Origin of the sequence: Mycobacterium sp. 1465703.0, from assembly GCF_001672975.1 — a bacterium.
In the GTDB taxonomy this organism is placed as follows: domain Bacteria; phylum Actinomycetota; class Actinomycetes; order Mycobacteriales; family Mycobacteriaceae; genus Mycobacterium.
The window spans coordinates 18,761-38,609 of the sequence record NZ_LZKU01000280.1 but is presented as its reverse complement, the minus strand read 5'-3'; the positions used below and the strand labels follow the sequence as shown (position 1 = coordinate 38,609).

The 19,849-nt window shown below is 64.2% G+C and carries 1 protein-coding gene; it reads left to right on the top strand.

What is annotated here, in order from left to right; genetic code table 11:
- Positions 1-10: 10 nt before the first annotated feature.
- A complete protein-coding gene (locus tag A5625_RS26390; RefSeq protein WP_067001353.1) occupies positions 11-19,729 on the top strand; it encodes an NUDIX hydrolase in 19,719 nt (6,572 codons plus the stop codon).
- The last annotated feature ends 120 nt before the right edge of the window (positions 19,730-19,849 follow it).

Below are 19,849 nucleotides of genomic sequence, written 5' to 3'. Positions count from 1 at the left end.
GGCGGTGATTATGGCCAGTCGCGCCGGGGCGGGGCGCGGTCATGTGCTGGCGTTGCACACCGTTGTTGATGATGGTGGCCACGGGGCGGCGCGGTGGGTGGATCCGCAGCGGCGCGCTGCGGAGCGTGTGTTGCCTGCCGGCACTGTGCATGAGCAGTTGGCGCCGGTGTTGCAACACGCGATCGCGGTGTGGGCGGTGGTTATCGACCCGCACGGCAGGGTCGTGGAGCCCGGCGACTGGTCGGTCGGCCCCACCACGACCGAGGCGGTGCTTGATGCCCCGCTATCACACGAATTCGGTTACCACGGCCGGGAAATCGAGTTCCACAAGGTCGGGCTGGCGATGCCCGCGGGTGGTGAAGTGCCAGGCAAGGTCGAACTGGCGATCTCAAAGGACGGCGTGACGAAATTGGTCGCCGACTCCAAAAAAGTGTGGATCGGCTCGAATGGGCACTACTACGAAACCGAGGAAGCCAGGATCGCCGCGGGGGTGGCCGCTCATTCCGAGCGCCCGGAAACCTACATCACGGTGCCGGAGATCGTCACGGCGAAACTTGCCCAAACGCTGCCGGGGGAACCAACCGGCGTCGCGTGGAGCGATGTCGAAGCCGGTGTTTATTTGTTCGTCGATCATTTGTCGAAAGCGCACCAATCCTACGGGCCGACGCCCGGTCAGGGCTCCAGGCTCGGCGACCTGCTGCCACCAGATAAGTTCACGGTTCACCAGGAGTATCGCGACCTACTGGTGAACTACTACCCCGCAATGCATCAAGGCACGGAGTACTACGGCCAGTACACCGACGATGTGCCCTCCCCGCTGGGGATCTATCCGTACCTGAGTGAACTCGCAGGCAATGCGCGGGAATTCGAACCAGGGCTGACCCAGCTGCATACCGCTTTGCGGTTTGGGCGCGAGGGTGCGGGCCTGATCGTTGAGGCGCAGACCGGTGTGCGGCCGCGCGCCGACCGCCTGCACATGCTGGTTGCTTCGGAGCCGCTGGTGTCGATCATGGGTGTTCTGGCGCTGGCATACGTCCAGGTCGCTAATGTGGCCCTCCTTGAAGACCGTCCAGATCTAACAATGCTCGCGAAAGCTGGCATGCACGTGGCGCCACGGCAGTCGCTGCGGACGATCGTCAAGAGCCTCGACAGCGAGCTTCGGGATCTACTCGGGCAGAGCGCCTCAGCGATCCGTGAGCGGTTCACGGATCTGTTCCAAGCCGACCACCCAGACTTCGCGGACAAAGACGTTATGGGTCTGCTCGTGCTGAAAGAAGAGGACAAAGAGGACATCACGGTCCGGCAGCTACTCGATGATGTGTTGAATCCGCAGCAGGAGGGTTTAGCTCTTCACCCCATCACTTTTGGCGTTGGGTTGGCAAACGCCGGTGACACGCTCAATCGGCGTGAGGGGGGTTTGCTTCCTACCGTTGCGCTAGAGGCGCGCTACTACGGCCGGCCCGTGCAATACGAGCCCCCGCGGATGCGTAACTTCAGCGACTGGAACGGGATGCTGGGCGATGGCAGGAAGCTGATAGCGGCAACACAACGCATTGACAGGTCGGCGTATGTGACACGCCAGCTGAACAGCGACCCGCTCGGCGGGCCGGTTATCGAGGCATTGACGAACTACGTGATAGCCAATGTCTACCAGCAGTCGGACCGGGCAGTCGAACTCAGCCAGGCGATCGCGGCGTATCTCGGTGCGTGGCCGCACATGTACTCCGACGTGGCTCAGCTTCTTGCGGCAGCCCGCGCACACGTGTTGCAACATCTGGAACTGGACCTATTCCCTGTTCGCCCACAACTTGGTTACTATCCACCGCAATCGCAATCAGTTGCGCCGATGGGGGGCCTCCCCAGCGTCGGTATCAGCACTGAGGCGCCATCGACTCAGTACGTCACGGCGAGCCATTATCAGGAGCAGGCGCTGGCGGCTGAGTCGGTATCGCAACAACGTAGTGCTGGTAGCGTCCCACCGGAGCAGCAGCCTGGGGGGCGGCAGGCGTCGAGCTCGCGCCGGCAACGCGCTCGACAATCGGTGCATCCGTATGCATCCGGGCAGCGTGGAGGTCGCCCCGAGGACGAGCCCGACGGCAGTGGTGGGGCTGTTCCGCCACTGAGTGTATTGCGCGGTGAATCCTCCACCAGCACAGGATCGTTGGGGCACGAGAATGTGGCAGCGATGTCCTCGCGGGGCGAGCCGATGCCGTCTTTGGGCGGGCAGGTGGTGCCGTCGATGGATGCGGGTAAGTGGGCCGAGTGGGAGGGCACGCTTCAAGCCCACGCGAATGCGTGGGGCAAACTTGCGCTTGGTGAGCGCGAGGCCGAGCGGTTGTACAGTTCGGCAGCCATCGTGGTGGAGGCCCACCATCACAGTCCGCCTACCGACCAGTCTGCTTCTGCGTCGCCGGAGGCTCAGGAGTACAGGGAGCGCTACGGAGTCATAGTTGAGGCCGTCGCTCGGGTGTTGCACGACGGTGGCGATCCGACAACCACTTTCCCTGCCGAAGAGCGCGTGCGTCGCGCTGCGGAGCTGGCTGCTCGGCTCAGTGAGGAGCTGAACACCCGGCGGCGCGGTTCGGGTGCGCCGATCGGGCGTGGACGTGACGAGCAGGATCAACATGACCTGTTGGCTTCCGATGGTGCGGGGTCATCGCGTGGCGTCGGCTCGCACCGGTCGGCGCCAGCCGGTCGCGCCGGTGGGTCTGGTGCGGCGGGGCCGAGCCGGGCGACCGATATCGATAGCAGCGACAACGGGATTCGCGCGTCGAGCGTCGCCCACGGTTCTCCCGGACCCGCCGCTGACCCGGAGTCGGAGCCGCCAGACGATCCGCTCTACGGTCTCCGAGTTCCCGGGCCCCCGGAATATAAGAACGAGGACGATGCGTCCCCTCCTCCGTACGGCCACGAGGATCCCTGGCAGAATCCAGATCTGAGCAGACCACAACCGCGGCATCGCGCTTATGCGGCGATCGCCGCCGAGGCGCGACGCAAACTGCAGGACTCGGTGGGCGACGGCATGCCCGACGATGTGGACGACCGGATCGACCTCGCCTACGACCGTGCCTTGGTGGCACTACCTGAGGATCTGCGCGCGAATTATTTGAACTCGGGCTGGAGTCCCACTCTGGCGAGGGATATGCACGATCTGGTGGGTGACCAACTCGGTCTGGAACGGCCGGACCGCGCGCGCCACGCCAGCAGGCCTGGGCCGTACTCCAACGCGCCGAGCGGGCTGCCGCCCCATCCCACCAAGTACGCCAACGTCGTCACCGCGGTCAAGACCCTGTTGGGGGACAGGTTTGTCCAACTGCCCTCCGATGTCGACGATTTGATTGCTATCGCCTACGAGGAGCTTCCCGAAGACGTGCGTCAAACGCACACGCAGGGCTTCGACGGTGCCGCCGTACGGGGCATGTACGACGCGGTGAAAGCCGTGCTCAGGGAAAGGCGCACATCGGAGCGGATGTGGGTACCGCTGCGGCGGCTGGCACGCCAGGCGGGTCAAAAACCTGCAGAGCAACTCGAAGAGCCCTCTGCTCAGCCGTCTCCCGAGGATCCTCCGAAATGGGCAGCTGATGCGGCGAATCCGGAAGTGCGGCGGGCAGCAGAATCGAGCGGTTCTGGGTCCCGCCCTGCTGAGCCTCATCGTGCCGGAGTGCCGGCCGCTTCCCAAACCGATGCCGGCGGGGGCGGGCCGGCAGAGATTGACGAGCCGTATGCGCCGCAACCGTCTTCAAGCACCGATCGTCACCTGCCCGACGCCGATAGCGCACCCCATGGCGACCACCGCGCGGCCGGTGACGCCCAGTCGGCGCCCTCCCCATCAACCCGATCCGCCGAACCGGGTCCGTCGACAAGTGCGCCGACTGACGAAGTACCCGACCAGTTTCGGCTGCGCACACGTGACTCGGTGGCCGTTGGCCACGGTGACGATTGGGTTGTCGACGCCGACGGGGTTCGCCGCTGGGGTCGTTACGGCGCTGCCGGGCTGCTGCTGCGTGCGCCGGGCGTTGATGGTGCACCAGTCGTGCTGCTCCACCACCGGGCGGCGTGGACCGACCGCGGCGGCACTTGGGCCCTGCCGGGCGGAGCGAGGAACGCGGACGAAGCCCCCGAGGATGCTGCCAAGCGGGAGTCTGCAGAAGAAGCCGGTGTGCTCGAGCACCAATTCAATGTGCGCGCGCCGGTCGTGACAGCTCGGGCCCGGGGCATTGACTGGACCTACACGACCGTGATTGCCGATGCGCCTTATCCTCTCGAAACCACCTCGAACGCGGAAGGTTCGTCGCACTGGGTTCGCGAGGACCAGGTAGCCGGCCTTGACCTGCACCCGGAATTCGCGGCCAGCTGGGACGGATTGCGCACGCGGATGGCCGAAAACCCGCTCCCACCACCTCGGCCGAGCGCCCAATTAGATCCCGAAGTCGACCCCCTCGCTTACTTCGATGCATACATCACGACCGCCACCCGCGGCTTGTTCTTCCGTGCCGACAATGACCTTCTGTACCGCGATGACAGCCGCCCGCCTGAGGTCATCTTCGAGCAAGGCTTCGCGCCCAACCCAGCTAACGCGCATACCCCGCTGGCTGGTCTAGTTCCGACCACCCGCAATCCAAACTTGAACTACCTCGGGCCTTCTCGACCTGACGCCCCGGTTTACCGCTACACCATCGATGCGCCCGGCGGCATCGATGTGAACGCAACCGAAGGCATTGCGCCAATGGCTTTAGAGGCGGCGATCACCTTCCCCGGCGGGATCAGGCGGGAAAACATTGTCGGTGCGGTGGAGGTTCTCCCACGAGAAGCGCTGCGCGATAATCCCGATGTAGCCTCCCGCCGCACGACTCCGGTGTACGGAGAGTTTCGAGAAAACGAGCACTTCAACCCGGGTCTCGGAAATATAGTCCCCCCTTCACCGTTGGGGCCCGTTCGTAACCCAAGCGTCCCAACGCCATCGGATGACGAATCCTCCGAATCCTCCGTGGAGTTCGCTCAACCGTCAGGAGATCCGGGTGATCTGGATTTCGATGAACCCAACGACGACCACAGTGTGCCGCAGTCTGGGTACGATAATCACGTCGCTGACGCGCCGAATCCTCACTTTGCGGTGCGACAGTTCGAAGGTGGGCCGTCGGGCCACGTCGGGCTGCCTTCGCCTGGCTCAGGTGACGATCAGGCGAGCGGTGCCGGTGGGTCATCCGGGTCCCGCGAGACTGGGCGGGCGGACCAATCTGGACTGCCAACCGATTGGGCGCTGGCGGGTAGCCGGTTCGGTGACGCGGGGATCACATCGGTTGGGCCGAGGCTGTCGCATGGCCACACTCCGGATTCGCTGGCCAAGCGGTATCCGTGGCTGACTAAGGTCAATCCGGAGCGTGGTTCTGCTGAGGCGCAAACCAACTGTGTGATGAGTGCGATTGCGTTCGTCATCGCTGAACGTGAACGCCAGTCGTTCCAAGCGCCGCCCACCGAGCGGCTGCCCGGCGTGGATCTGTTGAATTTCCACCGTCAGTCGCTGAGGCTGCGCGACGACGAGCATCAGGTGTCGTTGATTCCCGGTTTTGATTCAGCCGCTGACGCGTTGGCCTCGGCCGGGCGGGGTGCGATGGCGTTGATCGCGGTGCGCGGTGGCAACGGCAATGTCAATCACGTCTATGTGGCGGTGGTTGATGCCCTTGGGGTGACGTTCCTGGATCCGCAGCGTGGCGAATTGGCGGCCGATCCCACCGAAGCCACGGCGCTGGCGATGCTGCCTCTCACGAAGGGCATTCCCACACCTCGGGGTTCGCGTCTGCTGACTGCCGATGAGGTTTCACCGTCGTACCAAGAGCCATCTGCGGCATGGGCTTTTGCCGATAGCTTGTTCGGTGGAGCGGCGGGCGAGGATCGCGAAGTGCCGCAGCAGCAGCCGCCGACGTCGGCAAGCCAGCCGACCGATGCGGATCATGGCCAGCAGAACGTACCTGTCGGCTCACCCCCCGCGGCACAGCCCGCTCCACACAGTCCGGTGTCGGATTCGTCCCGGCTTAGCGCGCAGGAAAGCACCAGCCACCCCGCCGGCACCGCATCCGAGGATCCGTTTGCGGACCCACATGTCATCAGAGCGCAGGAGGATCCGGCCCGACTAGCGACCGGATCCTCGACCGACTCTGGCGCACAGCAACATTCGATCGACGCCGAACCGAAGCCTGCATCAGCAGTCGTCGCTACTGAGCACCCGCAACCCTCGCCGTCCGAGGACCAGCGCGGGGTGTCGCGCGAAGAGCCGGGACAGCAAGACGGTGGTCTACGGGACAAGGCGAAGGGCAAGCGGACGGCGGACCACCCGGCTGGCGGTGACACCACGACGCACACGTCGGCCACGATCACTCCGACAGTTGGCACACCCAAAGCGCACGGTGAGCGCTCAACGGCGACGCCGCAACCTGGTGACGCAGATAGATCAAACGATAAGCAGTCGAAGTACTCCGAGCCGAAAGGCCTAGAGCCGAAATCTAATTCACCGAAGGCTGACGCTCCCGAGCCTGGCCCTCCGCAGATACCTGCCCGGATCGGCGACCACCTGGTGCTCGGCGGTATCGATGTGATCGAGAAGTTCCGCTCCGGCGACAAAGCGTTGGACTACGTCAAAAAGCTGGTGACCGACCACAACGTGTGGGCGGACAATGAAGCGCAGATCACCGCACTGTTCTCTGACGACGGCGTGCGTCCCAAAGTGCCCGGTATGCTGCGCGGTGGCCAGACGATCAAACACATCATTCACCTCAGGTTCGGACGCGCCCTCGAAGTCGAACTTTCGGTGAATGGCGCATCGGAAGCGTCCAGCCTGGACTTCGCCGGGGACACGAAGTACGAATTCGAGCACACGTCCGACAACACCAACACTGTCGGCTCCGCCGCCCAACAACGCCGCGTGAGGTTCGGCGCCGTTCAGGCCAACGTCTCCCATCCCAATGCGAGCGATACCGCGGCGTTCATCCGGGCTCGAACGCACGACTCAGGGCTGACTAACTTGCGTTCAGACCGTCAGGTCAGTGGCGGCCAAACAGCCGAGCCTGCAACGCGATTCAAGGGCCAGGTCGAGGCGAGGATTGCCCACCGGTTCAGCGGCTCGCCCGACGGGGGCCACCTCGATTTCCTGTACGACACCGAGGTGGTTGTCCCGACCCGCGATGTGGTCGACAATGTACAGGACTACGACCTGACGGGGCGCCAGAAACTCCCGTCAGAGCTGGGGTCGTCGGACCAAGCGCCAAAGCCCAGCGCGCCGCCCCACGTTGAGTACACCCACGCACTCAACGGTTCCGACGTCGTCACCAACCTGTGGTTACTGGCTGACGAACCCACACCCGCTCGAAACGACGCGGAGGGTCAGCCGAAGCCGCGCGGTCCACGACCGCAAACGATCCGCGAGCTTGTCACGGGTGCGCGACCCGACGGGACCGCCGACACCGCCGGGGAAAGGCGTTCCCTGGGGGCGGCTTTCGAAAAGGCCTTCGGGAAGAAGTCGGCGAAGCTTGCGATGCGCGAGACCGAAAAATGGCTCACCATCGAGAAACTCGAATCCAGCCTGCACGGAATGACCAACAAGCAGCCCCTGGTGTTGGAACTCAAGAGCATCCCAGGCGCCAGGTTGGAAGTACACGCGTTCATCGAACCGCTTGGCACTCCGGCCGCACCCGGACACAGTAATCACGGCGGCGCTGGGCGCGAACGGATGATGCGGCCCACCGGCGAGACCAAAGAGACCGAATTCCATTACGGCACTGAGGCCGATACCTCGCGGACGCACCAAGACGCGATAACCCGGTCAGATCAGTGGCCGGTTCCCGGCCGCGCCCGCGGGCAAGGCAGTACCGATGTCGCCGAGGCGCAGGGCGGCCTGGATGCGAGGCTGACACCAGGTCAGTTAAATAGTGAAGCGAACAGCCGCCAGTTCCGGGTCCGCAACACGCTGAAAAACCCGGCTGCCGGGCAGGCCTGGCACGGTCAGGTTCGGCTTCGCTTTGAGATTCTCACTCCCGATCCAGTCTCTGTTAAGGAGAAGGACCCGTCGTTTTCTGCGGGGGAGGGTGCGCCGTCTGCTGAAGCCAAGAAAGCGGCGGTCGCTGCCAGGAAGCCCGCGACGTTCAAAGGTGGGGTGTACGAGACCCGAGCCCGCTTCGACGTGACGACCGAAAAATCAGAGATTACGCCCATCACCAGTTACAAGGGCAAGGAGGTGTGGGCCCCGCCCGAACGCATATGGGGCGATGGGCCTGCAATGGAGCGGAACTCGTCGGTTGCCAAGAAACCGTGGTGGCGCTTGGGCGCCATGCCGAACAGCACAAGCGCGGGCCCACCCGGGGTCGCCGACAACGCTGGAGTCGGTGGGGCGGCTGACAACCGGAGTCCCAACGAACCGCCGGACCGTATCCCAGCCGCCAAAGGTCTGGGCAGCATGGACCGGGTCATCAATCTTGATGTGAGTGGCTTGCACGGCATGGTCGACGCGATGGGCCGCCGCGCTTTCGGCAGTGGATGGAAAAGCATTGGGCCGGGTGTAATCTGGCAGTCTCACATCAACCGGATCCGCGGCGCGTTTGGGTCCATGACTCAGCACAGCCCCCTGACTTTGGAGCTGTCCGGACCGGGCCCCAAGACAAAGGTTTCATTTACCGCCGACTTCGAGAAGCTCACCTACAAACGGGTCGTCGACAAGATGCTGTCGAGCCCGAGTATGGAGATCACCGAGGGCTCGACGAGCACAACCGAAAAGAATAGGCAGGACGTTCTACTGGGTGCGGGCGGTGCACGTACCGACATCAACAACGGTACGGGCTTCGCCGAGGCGATCGGCCTCGGCAACCACAACGTTCGCGATAACGACCGCCAGCGCGATCAGGAACGCGTTGCCGTGGCAACAAAATTCGAGCAACCCATGGCGATTTTCGACGGCTGGGTGCGGATGGACGGCACCATGACCGGATCCAGAGCCACCGTGCACGAGTCCGGCCTATTCCGGGTAGAGATCGCCATCCCGCTCTCCGAACTCGAGGGCGCGCGTGAACACCAAGAAAATCTGCCGCCCACGTTCACTCGTGACGCCAAAACAGGATTCATCGACGATCCGAGCCGCCCGGCCGCCCCTCAACCCGTGTCACGTCAGCCCCATCTCCCGGAAGTTGACGGGCCCCCACCCGTTCCCATCAAAACGCCGCCACCGACCCCGGCGATCGCACCGCCGCCTTCCACACGGGATCCGTTCCTCAGGCAACTCGGAGAACGGATGCGGCTTAAAATCAATACCGGTCCGTTCGCGCCCAGATCCGCTTACGGTCGGCTTGCCAGTCCACCCGGTGAGCCGACACTGGAAGCCATCGAGCTTACTGAGAGCCCGGTTTCAAGCGTCCCTCCTACCCCGCTCGGCGATAGTGGACAAACCGGATCCTTTCCGGGCCCTGGGAGGTTGGGTAGCCCAACGGCCCGCCCGTCTCCGGTTGGCTCGAGGCAATCGAGCCCAGCGCCGCAGGAGCGGGTCAGCCGCGAGCCGACGGGAGAAAGAGGCGCGCCACCTCTATCCGGTAGGCAGAGCCTCGACCGCATCGCGCGAGACCCAGGATCATCCGACCGGCCAAGGCCGGAGGAGCCGCTGCGCAGACAATTGTTGAGGCGGGGGCCTCAACTCCGGGTAAAGATCGATTCCGCGGGGGAGACTATCCCCGGCACCCCTCGCCGCACTTCCCCAATTCTCGACCCGGAAGGCGGCTCGTACGCCGCCGAGTTGGGCACGCGGCCCGCCGGTTCCGGCCCTCGGTTTGCTAGCCCGCTCTCCGAATCCTCGCCGGTTGGTGGTCGGTTCGACTCCGCTGCCGACGCATCGCCGCCTGGTTCTGGGCCCACGAGTCCCGTTTCCCGGGAAAGTCCGACCCGCCGCGCAACGGATGAGAATATTGACCGGAGGCCGCCATTCGTGCCTGAGCGCGGACGCGGAAACTCTCCGGGTCGTCAAGACACGCTCGCGAGCTTCGCTAGCCTCGACTCTCTCGTCGATCGCCTGCCGGGCCGGCGGTTGACTATCGATAGCGCGACTCGACTGTTCCGCTGGAGCCAGGACAGCGAGCCGCCGCTGGTGCCCGATCGACAGGACACAGCTGGCAGTGACGCGGCCCACGAGATCGGTCCTTGGACGACTCCGGGCCTCAGAGATATTTTGGACGGCTGGGTGCCGCCGCCTCGCGATGTGCCCGATCGTCCTGATTGGCAATGGAAGAAGCGCGAGCAGCCTGAGGCGACGGCGCCCGCGCACGCGTCGCTGAGCGCGTGGCATCCCTCGGACATGCTGGTCGGAATCGACCCACCCAGCGGATTGCTGGACGCGATCCGCGACGATCTCCGAGCCGCGCTGGGCAGTTCCCTGGATAACGCGATGGCGGCCGTCTCCGACGAATTCGGCCCGCGGGTACTGGCCGCCCGGCTCACTCACCAGTCGGGCCAGAAGTGGAGCCACGACATACCGGTGCGTGGCGGCAAGATCACGGTGACGGTCCGGCCGGAGCGGCTGGCGGATGCCGAATTCGTAGGCTCTTCCAAGAAGTTCGAGACCGACCTGTCTATCGAGTCGCAAACTTCGGCCGCGCATACCCACGGCGCCGCGTCGCGCATGGAGGCGGGTGGCCGGGTCCAGGTCCCGGTCCCGCATGTGTCTGTGAGCTTGCAGGCCACTCGCACATCGTCAATACGGCCCAAGGAGGACATTGAGGATCACGGCCTCTTGGGGCTGAGCGGTCTGAACGCGCCGACTGTCACCGGCGATATCGAGCACCGAGTCCCGGCAAGAACCAGGGCTACCGAAGCACACGACCTGTTCCGCCAGCCGATCCGCTTCCGTATCAGCTACGAACAGCATGTCCCTCGCGGGCCGCGGTTGGACGACATCCCAGAATCGCCACAACCGGTTCGCCTGCACGGCGTCTTCTCATACCCCAAGGACACGATCGCGCCGCCGGCCAAGCCCACGTCGGACGAGGAGCGCCAGAGCTTGCGCCTCGAACCCAATCAGGCGGTTATGACGGTGCGGCCGTTCGGTGACCCCGGCGCCGCTCCTCACACCGAGCCGGAAAGTGCTGGTGAGCCACGTGATTCGGGTGCCCAGCGTCCCGCGGTAGACGACCGTGACGACCCGCGGACGCCGAACGAAGACCTGGTTGCCGCGCACATCCTGAATTCCATGGCGGCAGAGGGGCACTCGGTCTTCGGCGATAAGTGGCCGCAGGTGCGCTCCGAGCTCGCCCCCCACGTCAGGACGATGGCCATCCAGGGGGCCCTCGGCGACTTCAGCCGCCACGGCTTCAGGATCATCGACTTGGTTTCGGTGCCAGGCGGGCACGTGGCGCTGTTGGCGCACGTGCACACGATGAAAGAAGTGGGCTCGAAAGCGACCACCGAGTTCTACACCGGTGGCCAACAGTTGATGACTTCGACTGTCTCCGAAGGCAAATTGAGCAACACGCAAGGTTACGCGCAAGGCCAACTCGACGCCTTGCCCGGCGAACACCCGGTCAACCTCTCCATCATCGGCCGTGTCTTCGGCGGCACGGGCACCGAGCAGACGCAAACCGTAACGGACAACTCAGCCACCGGGATTCTGTTCCGCAAGAAAATTCCCACGCTGACCCACACTGGCGTCGCCACCGTTGAGGCGCGCATGTTCCGGCCGGCTGACGCGCCGCGCGGCGACAAGGTCGGCAGAGCTCAGGTCGTGTATGTCACGCGGGAGTCGCCACCCGACCCGCCAAAGCATCTGAAGCACGTCCCGCGTGACGGAATCGTCCAGCAGGTCAACCCCGCTGAGGCGCCACCTGGCGACGGGCCGCAGCGCCAACAGCCGAATGCTGGTCAGTCTGGCTTGCCTGCGCGCGGCCTCAGTCACGACAGCATCACCCGAAAGATCACCAACGGCGAGAGATTCCGCCATGCAACCCTTAAAAGTCTGAGACGGCTGGGGATCACCAACCTGGACGCCGTTGTGCAGAATTCCCTCAACGACTTTCGCGTAGCGAGCAAGCTTGCCGCGATGACTCGCGTCGAGCAAGGCGACGGCGTGGAACTGATGCGGTACGGAAACGTGCGCATCACCGGACGCGCTGATGTCCAACACCTTGAATTCAAAGGGGTCGAACGCGAGGGCGGCAACGCTTACGTGCTCAACGACGTCAGCCAGACCAGACTCGATCAGGGCAGCAAGTACCGCGGACCCGGTATCCGTTTACTGATCGGCCCACGCTTTAGGCTGCCCTTCCTGCAGGGTTACCTGGTCGGCGGCGGTGGCTTTAGCTACCGCCATCGCGACGACTCAATTATCGGTGACGCCGCGAGGCTTTCGGCCAACGCGAAGGTGTCCCGCTCGAACGCCGTCTTCGACGCCACCACTCGCATCAGTTTGACGGTGCATGTCGGTGATGCCCGGCATTCCTTGGACAACATAGACATTCACAGTCCGATCTTGATCCCAGAATCCGAGACCACGCCTGACGACACACCGCCGGAGCCCGTTGACGCGGCGAAGGACCACGTCGAGGAGCCACCCCCGCCCCCGGAACCGGGCTCGTCGACCGCCATCCCTGACAGCGTCAAACTCGAAATCGCAACGCGCTCAATAGGTGACGAGAACAACAAGCCGCTTGTAGATCAGGGCCCAGCCACCGCGCAGCGGGCGTCGCTGCGGGAACCGAAGGACAACCGTGTAAAGGCCGCCCACACCTCCGATTTGCCGGTTGCGCGCACGGCGGATACGATCCCCGAGCCGGTGCAGGCACCGTCGACGGAACTGTCCGGCGCGGAGTCGCCACGGTCGCCTTCGCACTCGCTCGCAGCCCCGACCCGGATAGACACTCGGGAGCAACAGACAAAGGCTGATGGAGCGGAGTCCGTGCGCGCGGACACGGCATCGGAGCGTTCCGTGCTCGAGTTTGATGCCTCGCCCGAGGCCGAATTGGCGCGGAGGCGCGACCGCTACGACTCCGTCCCGAAGGGACTGGCGGGTTTTGTGATGCGAACGCGCCCCGAGCACACGAATTTGGACCCCGATGCTTACGCACATCTCACCGAATTCGACCGTATCGGGGAGGCGTTGAGCCCTGAAGCTCTGGAACACTTCGAGCAGTCCTGGATACGGAAGTTCGATGCGGACTGGGACGACATCGTCAGGCAAGGTTCAATTCGTGTGTTTCAAGGGACCGACATCGATGCGCTCGCGAGGGTGCTTGACCAAAATCCTGGGTACCGCTCCGAATATCCGGAACTCGAGACCTTTGTCAATGCACCGAACGTCAGACAATCGGGGCGTACGCATATCGACAGCAACTCCCACGAATTCACCGTGCAGGAGGTGCAGCTAGCGGGCACACGGGTGAATTTTCACGCCACGGACGGTGACGCGATGGCGGCCAAACGGCAACATCTTGTGCTTAAAGCCTTGTCCACCCTGAACGAGGCCGGGCATGATCTGCCGAAAACACTTCATGTTTATCTCCCTCGGTATCACCGCATACTCGATATTGACCCGAAGCGCGATAACGACGGACAGCTGGTTGGGCTAGACATCGACGCGGAGCCGGTAGACGACGAACTACCGTTGACCTTGGTTGGTTCGTTCTATCCTCCCGACAATCTCGTCCTGACTTCGGGCGTCTTTTCCTCGCCGTCGGCGATCCCCCGCCCTGCCGGCTGGTCGGTCAGCCGTATGTTGCATGACTCGGCTTTGGGCGCGATGTTGCACGAGTTGGCCCACTGGGAGCACTATCAGCACGATCGGCAGACGTACGCCCAGCTTGATTCGACGACCGAGTTCCTGCCCGGTGATCAGGCACTTGTTGAGAAGGTCAGCAAGTATGCAGGTCAGAATCCGCAAGAGTTCGTGGCGGAATATCGCTTGGGTCAGGTGTTGGGCCGCGACTACAGCCGGGAGATGAGCGATACCGATGAGGTCGCTCGACTCACGGCGCTGTACGAGGCAATTGGAGGAAACCTGCCCGGCCGCGCGAGCGATCCGGCCGGCCCACCGCCGCTCGAAGGCAAAGATCTCGATGATTTGGTCGATGCGCTGCATGCGAGGCCTGGCCTGTCGCACCTCGACCACGACATGGTCCGAGCAGCTGAGTTGAAATTGAAGACGTTTGATCGATGGCGCCCGCCGGACGAGCGAGCTCGGCTCGTCGCCGATGCGCTGTCGGCGCATCTCGATAGCGATGCAGTTGTGGTGCAAGCTGATTCGGGCGTTCGAGGTCACCGCGGCGGCTCCGCTGCTGCGGTGGTGCCGGCGCAACCGGCTCCGTCGACCGTCACCCCTGACAGCATCAAGCCCGAAAGCGCAACGCGCTCAACAGGTGACGAGAACGCCCAGTCACCTGTGGATTCGGGCCCCGTCGCCGCGCAGCGGGCGTCGCTGCCGGAGTCGAAGGGCGACCGCGTACCGGGCACTCATACCGCCGATTTGCCTGTCGCGCGCACCGCGGATACTTCCGCCGACCCGGTGCCTGCTCGGTCGACGCAGCCAGCGGGTCGAGGTGATGGGGCTGTTACGTCAGACGCGTTGCGGGTCACCGAGGGCCCGAACCCCGACGATATGGCGTCCGCACCACCTGGGCCGTCCCACTCGGGCGAGGCGGCTCCGGATCGTTCTGACGGCGCGGTCCCTCTTCGGGTGCCCGGCGATGGGTGGTGTTTGTTGTATTCGGTTTTGGCGAGTACCCCACCGGACCATTGGCCTGCCGCCCTGGGCGAATCGTCGGGAGACACGCACGCCGCGCATACCGCGGTCGTCGCGCAACTCCGCCAACGTCGAGAACCGGGTCCCATCGGGGAGGACACTCCGCTGTATCGGGCTGCGGATGCGCTGCGTCAGATGGTCCTGCGGGGGGTGAACCACGAGGCCCTGCCGGTGGATGTGACGGAGCACTACCGCGGCAGCGAGCACCGGCTGCGGCGGCTGCTGGGCACTGACCTAAGCGAAGCGCCTGCCGGCGAGCTGCGTCTGCGGCTGCACAGTCTCGGGGTCGAAACGGTGCGGTCGTCGCACTGGCTGCACCCGGACGCGTTGCGCACACAGTACATCGAGGCCCGTACTCGAGACCTCATGACTCCGCCGGGTGGGCCGCGCGTCTCCGAGGGGGCAGCGCGGGCACAGGCGGCATCCGAGGTGGAACAGAGGGTTAACGAACGAACGGGCGAACTCGTGCTCACGGACGGCGCACTCGGGATACAGGGGCAGTTCGATTACTTAAGTCGCCGTGACGTGAACCTGCCGCTGAATCTCGTCGAGGTCCAGGGCCTGCGGGACGCCTACGCCGAGACGATGGCTGAGCGAGAGCTCGCCCCGGACGAACGCCGGGAGTTGGCCGAAGCGTTGGTCGAGCGGCTGAGCACGTGGCGGCCGGGCACCGGCGCCTGGAACACCGAGGAGGGGGAGATGTTCCCTGCCCTGGTGGCACACGCCCTGGACTTGGAGCTGCGGGTGCGCAGCGCCAGTCATGTAGGTGCCAGGGTCGTCGGACCGACGGGCACCGGCCGCTCGGTCGATGTGCTATACAACGGCCACGACCACTACGACGCCATTCCGGTGCGGGAACGACAACAAGAACATCAGCATGGTGCGGGTGTGGTGGATGCTGCGCGGTTGGACGACGAGTTTGGGGCTGCGGTCGGTCCCAAGACTGTGAAGGAGTCTGAAAGGGACGACCGGGGGCAGGTGCGGTTGAATCCGTTGTGGCATCGGTTGGAGGACTTCGACCCGGCCTTCCTGGACCGCGAAGGGGGGGTGTGGCATTACGCGATCGACGAGCAGGGTCAGGTCTTTATCGGTAGTGAAGATGTGTGGTCCATCGTTAGTGAGAAGCAACGTCGTGAGTTGTTCGATGGGATGCGCCAACACGATCCCGGCTTGACGATGGAGGCGTTGAAGAAAGCGATCAATGATCAGGGTGTGCCCACGCTGGCCGCTAGGTTCGATGAGACCGGGGCCACTGGCACGGGCATGGGGCGGGTCGGCGGTGAACTGTTCAGAGATCCGGTGACCGGTAGGTGGGTGATTGATGCCTCCAGCCGCTACACCGGACCCGCCGTACGTCCAGGGGTGCCACCCGCCGAGGTCAGCGCGTGGGTGCGCAACGCCGCTGTGAAGATCGGTGAGGTGCTCGATATCGAGATCGGTGCTCAGGATGCCGAGCGTCCCAAGATCGCCCACGGGGCATTTGTGGCCAGTGCCGATAACGCCAAACACGATCCGAAGTATGGTCCGTTGGCTGGTCCCAAGAAGGTCAAGGATCGAGAGTTCGACGACCAGGGTCAGGTGCGGCTCAATCCGTTGTGGTACCGGTTGGAGGATTTCAAGCCGACGCTGCTCGAACGCACCGGTGCTGTGTGGCATTTCGCCGTTGATGAGGACGGCCAGATCATGTTGGGCAGCGATGCGTTGTTGACCGTCGCTGAAGAACGCGAACTCGAGCAGCTTTTGGCAGAGATGCAGCAGAAGAACCCTGAGCTGACCATGGACGAGTTGAAGGGATTTTTGGACAATCAGGGCCATCCCACGGTGGCCGCTGGATTCGACCAGACCGGGGCCACCCGGTTGCGTCCGGCACGCATTAGCGGAGAACTGTCCTACCAGGACGGCCAGTGGCAGGTCTCCGACAAATCCGGGCGCTACATGAGCAATAAGGTTCGCCCCGGCCTTGACGTTGATAAGGCACAGGAGTGGCTTGCCAACGTCGCCGAGGAGATGCGTAAGCAATTCGCGAGAAACTCCGCGGGACTCGAGAAACCATTCGACGAGCCCATCCGGGCGGTGCTCTTCAAGAACAGCACCGCACAACAGCCCGCCGCACCCCATGTCCACGACAACCCCGACACCACCGCCGCCCATCAGCAAGCCGAACCAGCCGAACCTGCAGCCCCGCAACAGGATCCGCAACGCACCGAAGCCACAGCCCCCCATTCGGCGGAAGGTGCTCACCTCGGCCAGCGGTCTGGCGAGCAGCACAACCTCGCCGGTGACTCGAAAGACGGTTCGGTAGCGGCCAAGGCCGATCAGCGTGTGGCCTCGTCGAGGGCGCAATCTCAATCTTCCCACCATGATTCGGCTTCTGGTGTGTTCGGCGATCGGGCGACCCGCATACATACGCTCGAGGATCTAAAGGCTGCTGTCGAAAGGATCGTCGCGCGGCAGCGAGTGGTGCCGGGCGCTGGTGATCCTCGTGAGGACTTGGCTGCGTGCACGGTGCTGGTCGGTGAGGTGATGCGGGAACTGAATCGGGGAGCGCCGTTGCCGGTCACTAGGCAGACGCTGGATGATTCGGTGTTCGATGGGCGGCCGGTGCGCCGGCTCATCGGTGCTGCCGAGCCGGCGCCGGTCGGTTCGTGGGCCGAGGTGGTCGATCGGCTCAATGCGGCGGCCGGGTCGCATGGACGTGCTAGTGCGGTGCTTCTTGTCCAGCATGCCAGGGGCATGGGACATGCGGTGGGTGCGCGTCGTTTCGCCGATGGCAGCATCGCGTACTTCGATTTGCATCGCGCCCCGGGAGATCGAGTGCTCGACGGTGCGCCGCCTGAGCTGCCCCTAGGCCGGGCGTCTGTAGTGATCCTGGACGCCGATGGCCGTGACGTGACCCGGCCGGTGCCGAAGTCGTCGTCGACGGTGGACGCGCTAATCGACCCGGTCGAGGACCGCCGTTATGGGCGGGGTCGAATCGGGGCGCAGTATCGCGGCGGCTATTTGGAGCTGCCCAAGGCCGTGTTTGATCCGCAGACCCAGGATTTGGCGACTGCCGCGGACGGTATCAGACAGCGGATTCCGGTGCTGGCGACCAACGAGAAATTGGGGCTGACGGTGACGATCGGCGTCGGCAAGTTCAGGACTAGGCCAGACGGGGGCCGCACCATGGTGGCTGATCCGTCAGCACCCGCGGGTGGGGGGCGGGTGGATGAGCCGATCCTCCAATTCGACACCGACCCGCCGATCGCCGAACTGCCCAAGGAAGACAGTTCAGTTAAGTCAAACCGTGCCAACGCATTACGGAAACAGCTGGCTCAACTTGACGGCGAAGCGCGCAGCTTGGCCGAAATCTTCCCGGAGGCCAAGGGCTGGAAGGTGTCTAAGGCTGCGGCCGGTGTGATATTCCACCCGGCCGTGCTGCCCGAGGGGACGGCGGCAACGTCGATTGTCCACCACACCAAAGGGATGCCACTGCGGGCTGTCGCACAGTTCATGGAAGCTGTCGGCCCGCGCATTGAAGGACCGAATCGGAAATTTCATGAGGAGGGCCAGGCGTTTGCCACATCGGTCGTGAAGCTATTCGAGCAACAGGCGGCTCAGGCTGGCGATGCGGCTCTTGCGGATCAGTCCGATCTGGAAAGCCGCGCTCTCAAAGGGGCCATGTGGCTGACCTACCTGCATGTCGCTGCGCTAGTGGAGTCCACGCTGAGACCGGGAGCCCCTACCAGTGTTCGGCAGTTCAGTGCAGTGGTTTTGCGGCAGAGTCTGGGCAGCGTGCGCGACGAGTTGTCCGAGCAAGCGCGGGACTTTCTGAATGACAACGCGAAAAAGATCCGTGCCGAGTTCGAGACGCAATTCTTGAAACGCATGGGTGATTTCAGCGACCGCTACGCCAACGCGACTGTAACAGCCTCGGTAAACCCCGATTTGAAGGACTTACAGATGCCGTGGTTGGCCGAGGGCGTGCATACCGCGCCGTTGCAGGCGGTGCGGTATGGCCCCCCGGTCGAAGCCCATGACCGCAAACCCCTGACCGCCGGCGACTACCTCGACACGATGCTGTTGCACGAAGCGAACCCGATCGACCCGCAACAGGCGTTCGGAGAGCGGGACCACTTCGATGAGCTGGACGGGGCGGCGGGCAGGCGCCTTCTGCAGTTAGAGGTGCGCACTAATGCCCGTAGCCTCCAAACTCCCGAGCAGATCCCCGATGAGTACCAAGCTCTCACCACGATGGTGCGCGACGCGGTCAAAGCGGTCGAACCGTCGCCCACAGCACGGGCGGCACGGGCAATAAGCCGCATGTTCAGCTCGCGGCGGCCTAATCCGAATGTCCCAACCAGCGGGCTGCCGCACGGCGAAGGCGCCGAAGCTGTGGCTAAACATGCTGAGCCGTCGACGCGGCCGGCCGAAGTGCCTCGCTCCCTTCGGCGGCGCCGTAGCTTTGCTGATTTACGCGCAGAGGCCGGGGACCCCGAAGCTGTGGCTAAGCATGCTGAGCCGTCGACGCGGCCGGCCGAAGTGCCTCGCTCCCTTCGGCGGCGCGGTAGCTTTGCTGATTTACGCGCACAGGCCGCGGCAGCGATGCGGACATCGGCGGCTTTATCGAATGACTCGGGCTTCGCCGGTTTGCCTGTCGCGCGGGCTGTGGCGCCCTCGCGTACGGACTCGGCTGGTCCCGCGTTGGCGCGTCGCACCGACATGCCTGTCGTGCCTGAGCCGGTGCTGTCGGGGGGCGGGTCGGCTTCGTCAGCGACGAGCGCCGTGCTCTTCATGAACAGCACCGCAGAACAACCCGCCGCACCCCATGTCCACGACAACCCCGACGCCACGGCCGCCCATCAGCAAGCCGAACCAGCCGAACCTGCAGCCCCGCAACAGGATCCGCAACACACCGAAGCCACAGCCCCCCATTCGGCGGAAGGTGCTCACCTCGGCCAGCGGTCTACGGACATCGGCGGCTTTATCGCCTGACTCGGGGTTCGCTGGTTTGCGAATCTGAAGTATCGCAGGTTCACCCAGATCTACCGTTGCTGAGGAACTAGGCGTCTCCGACGAGTTCGGCCGCTTCGAGTACCTGGTCCGTCCGTATAT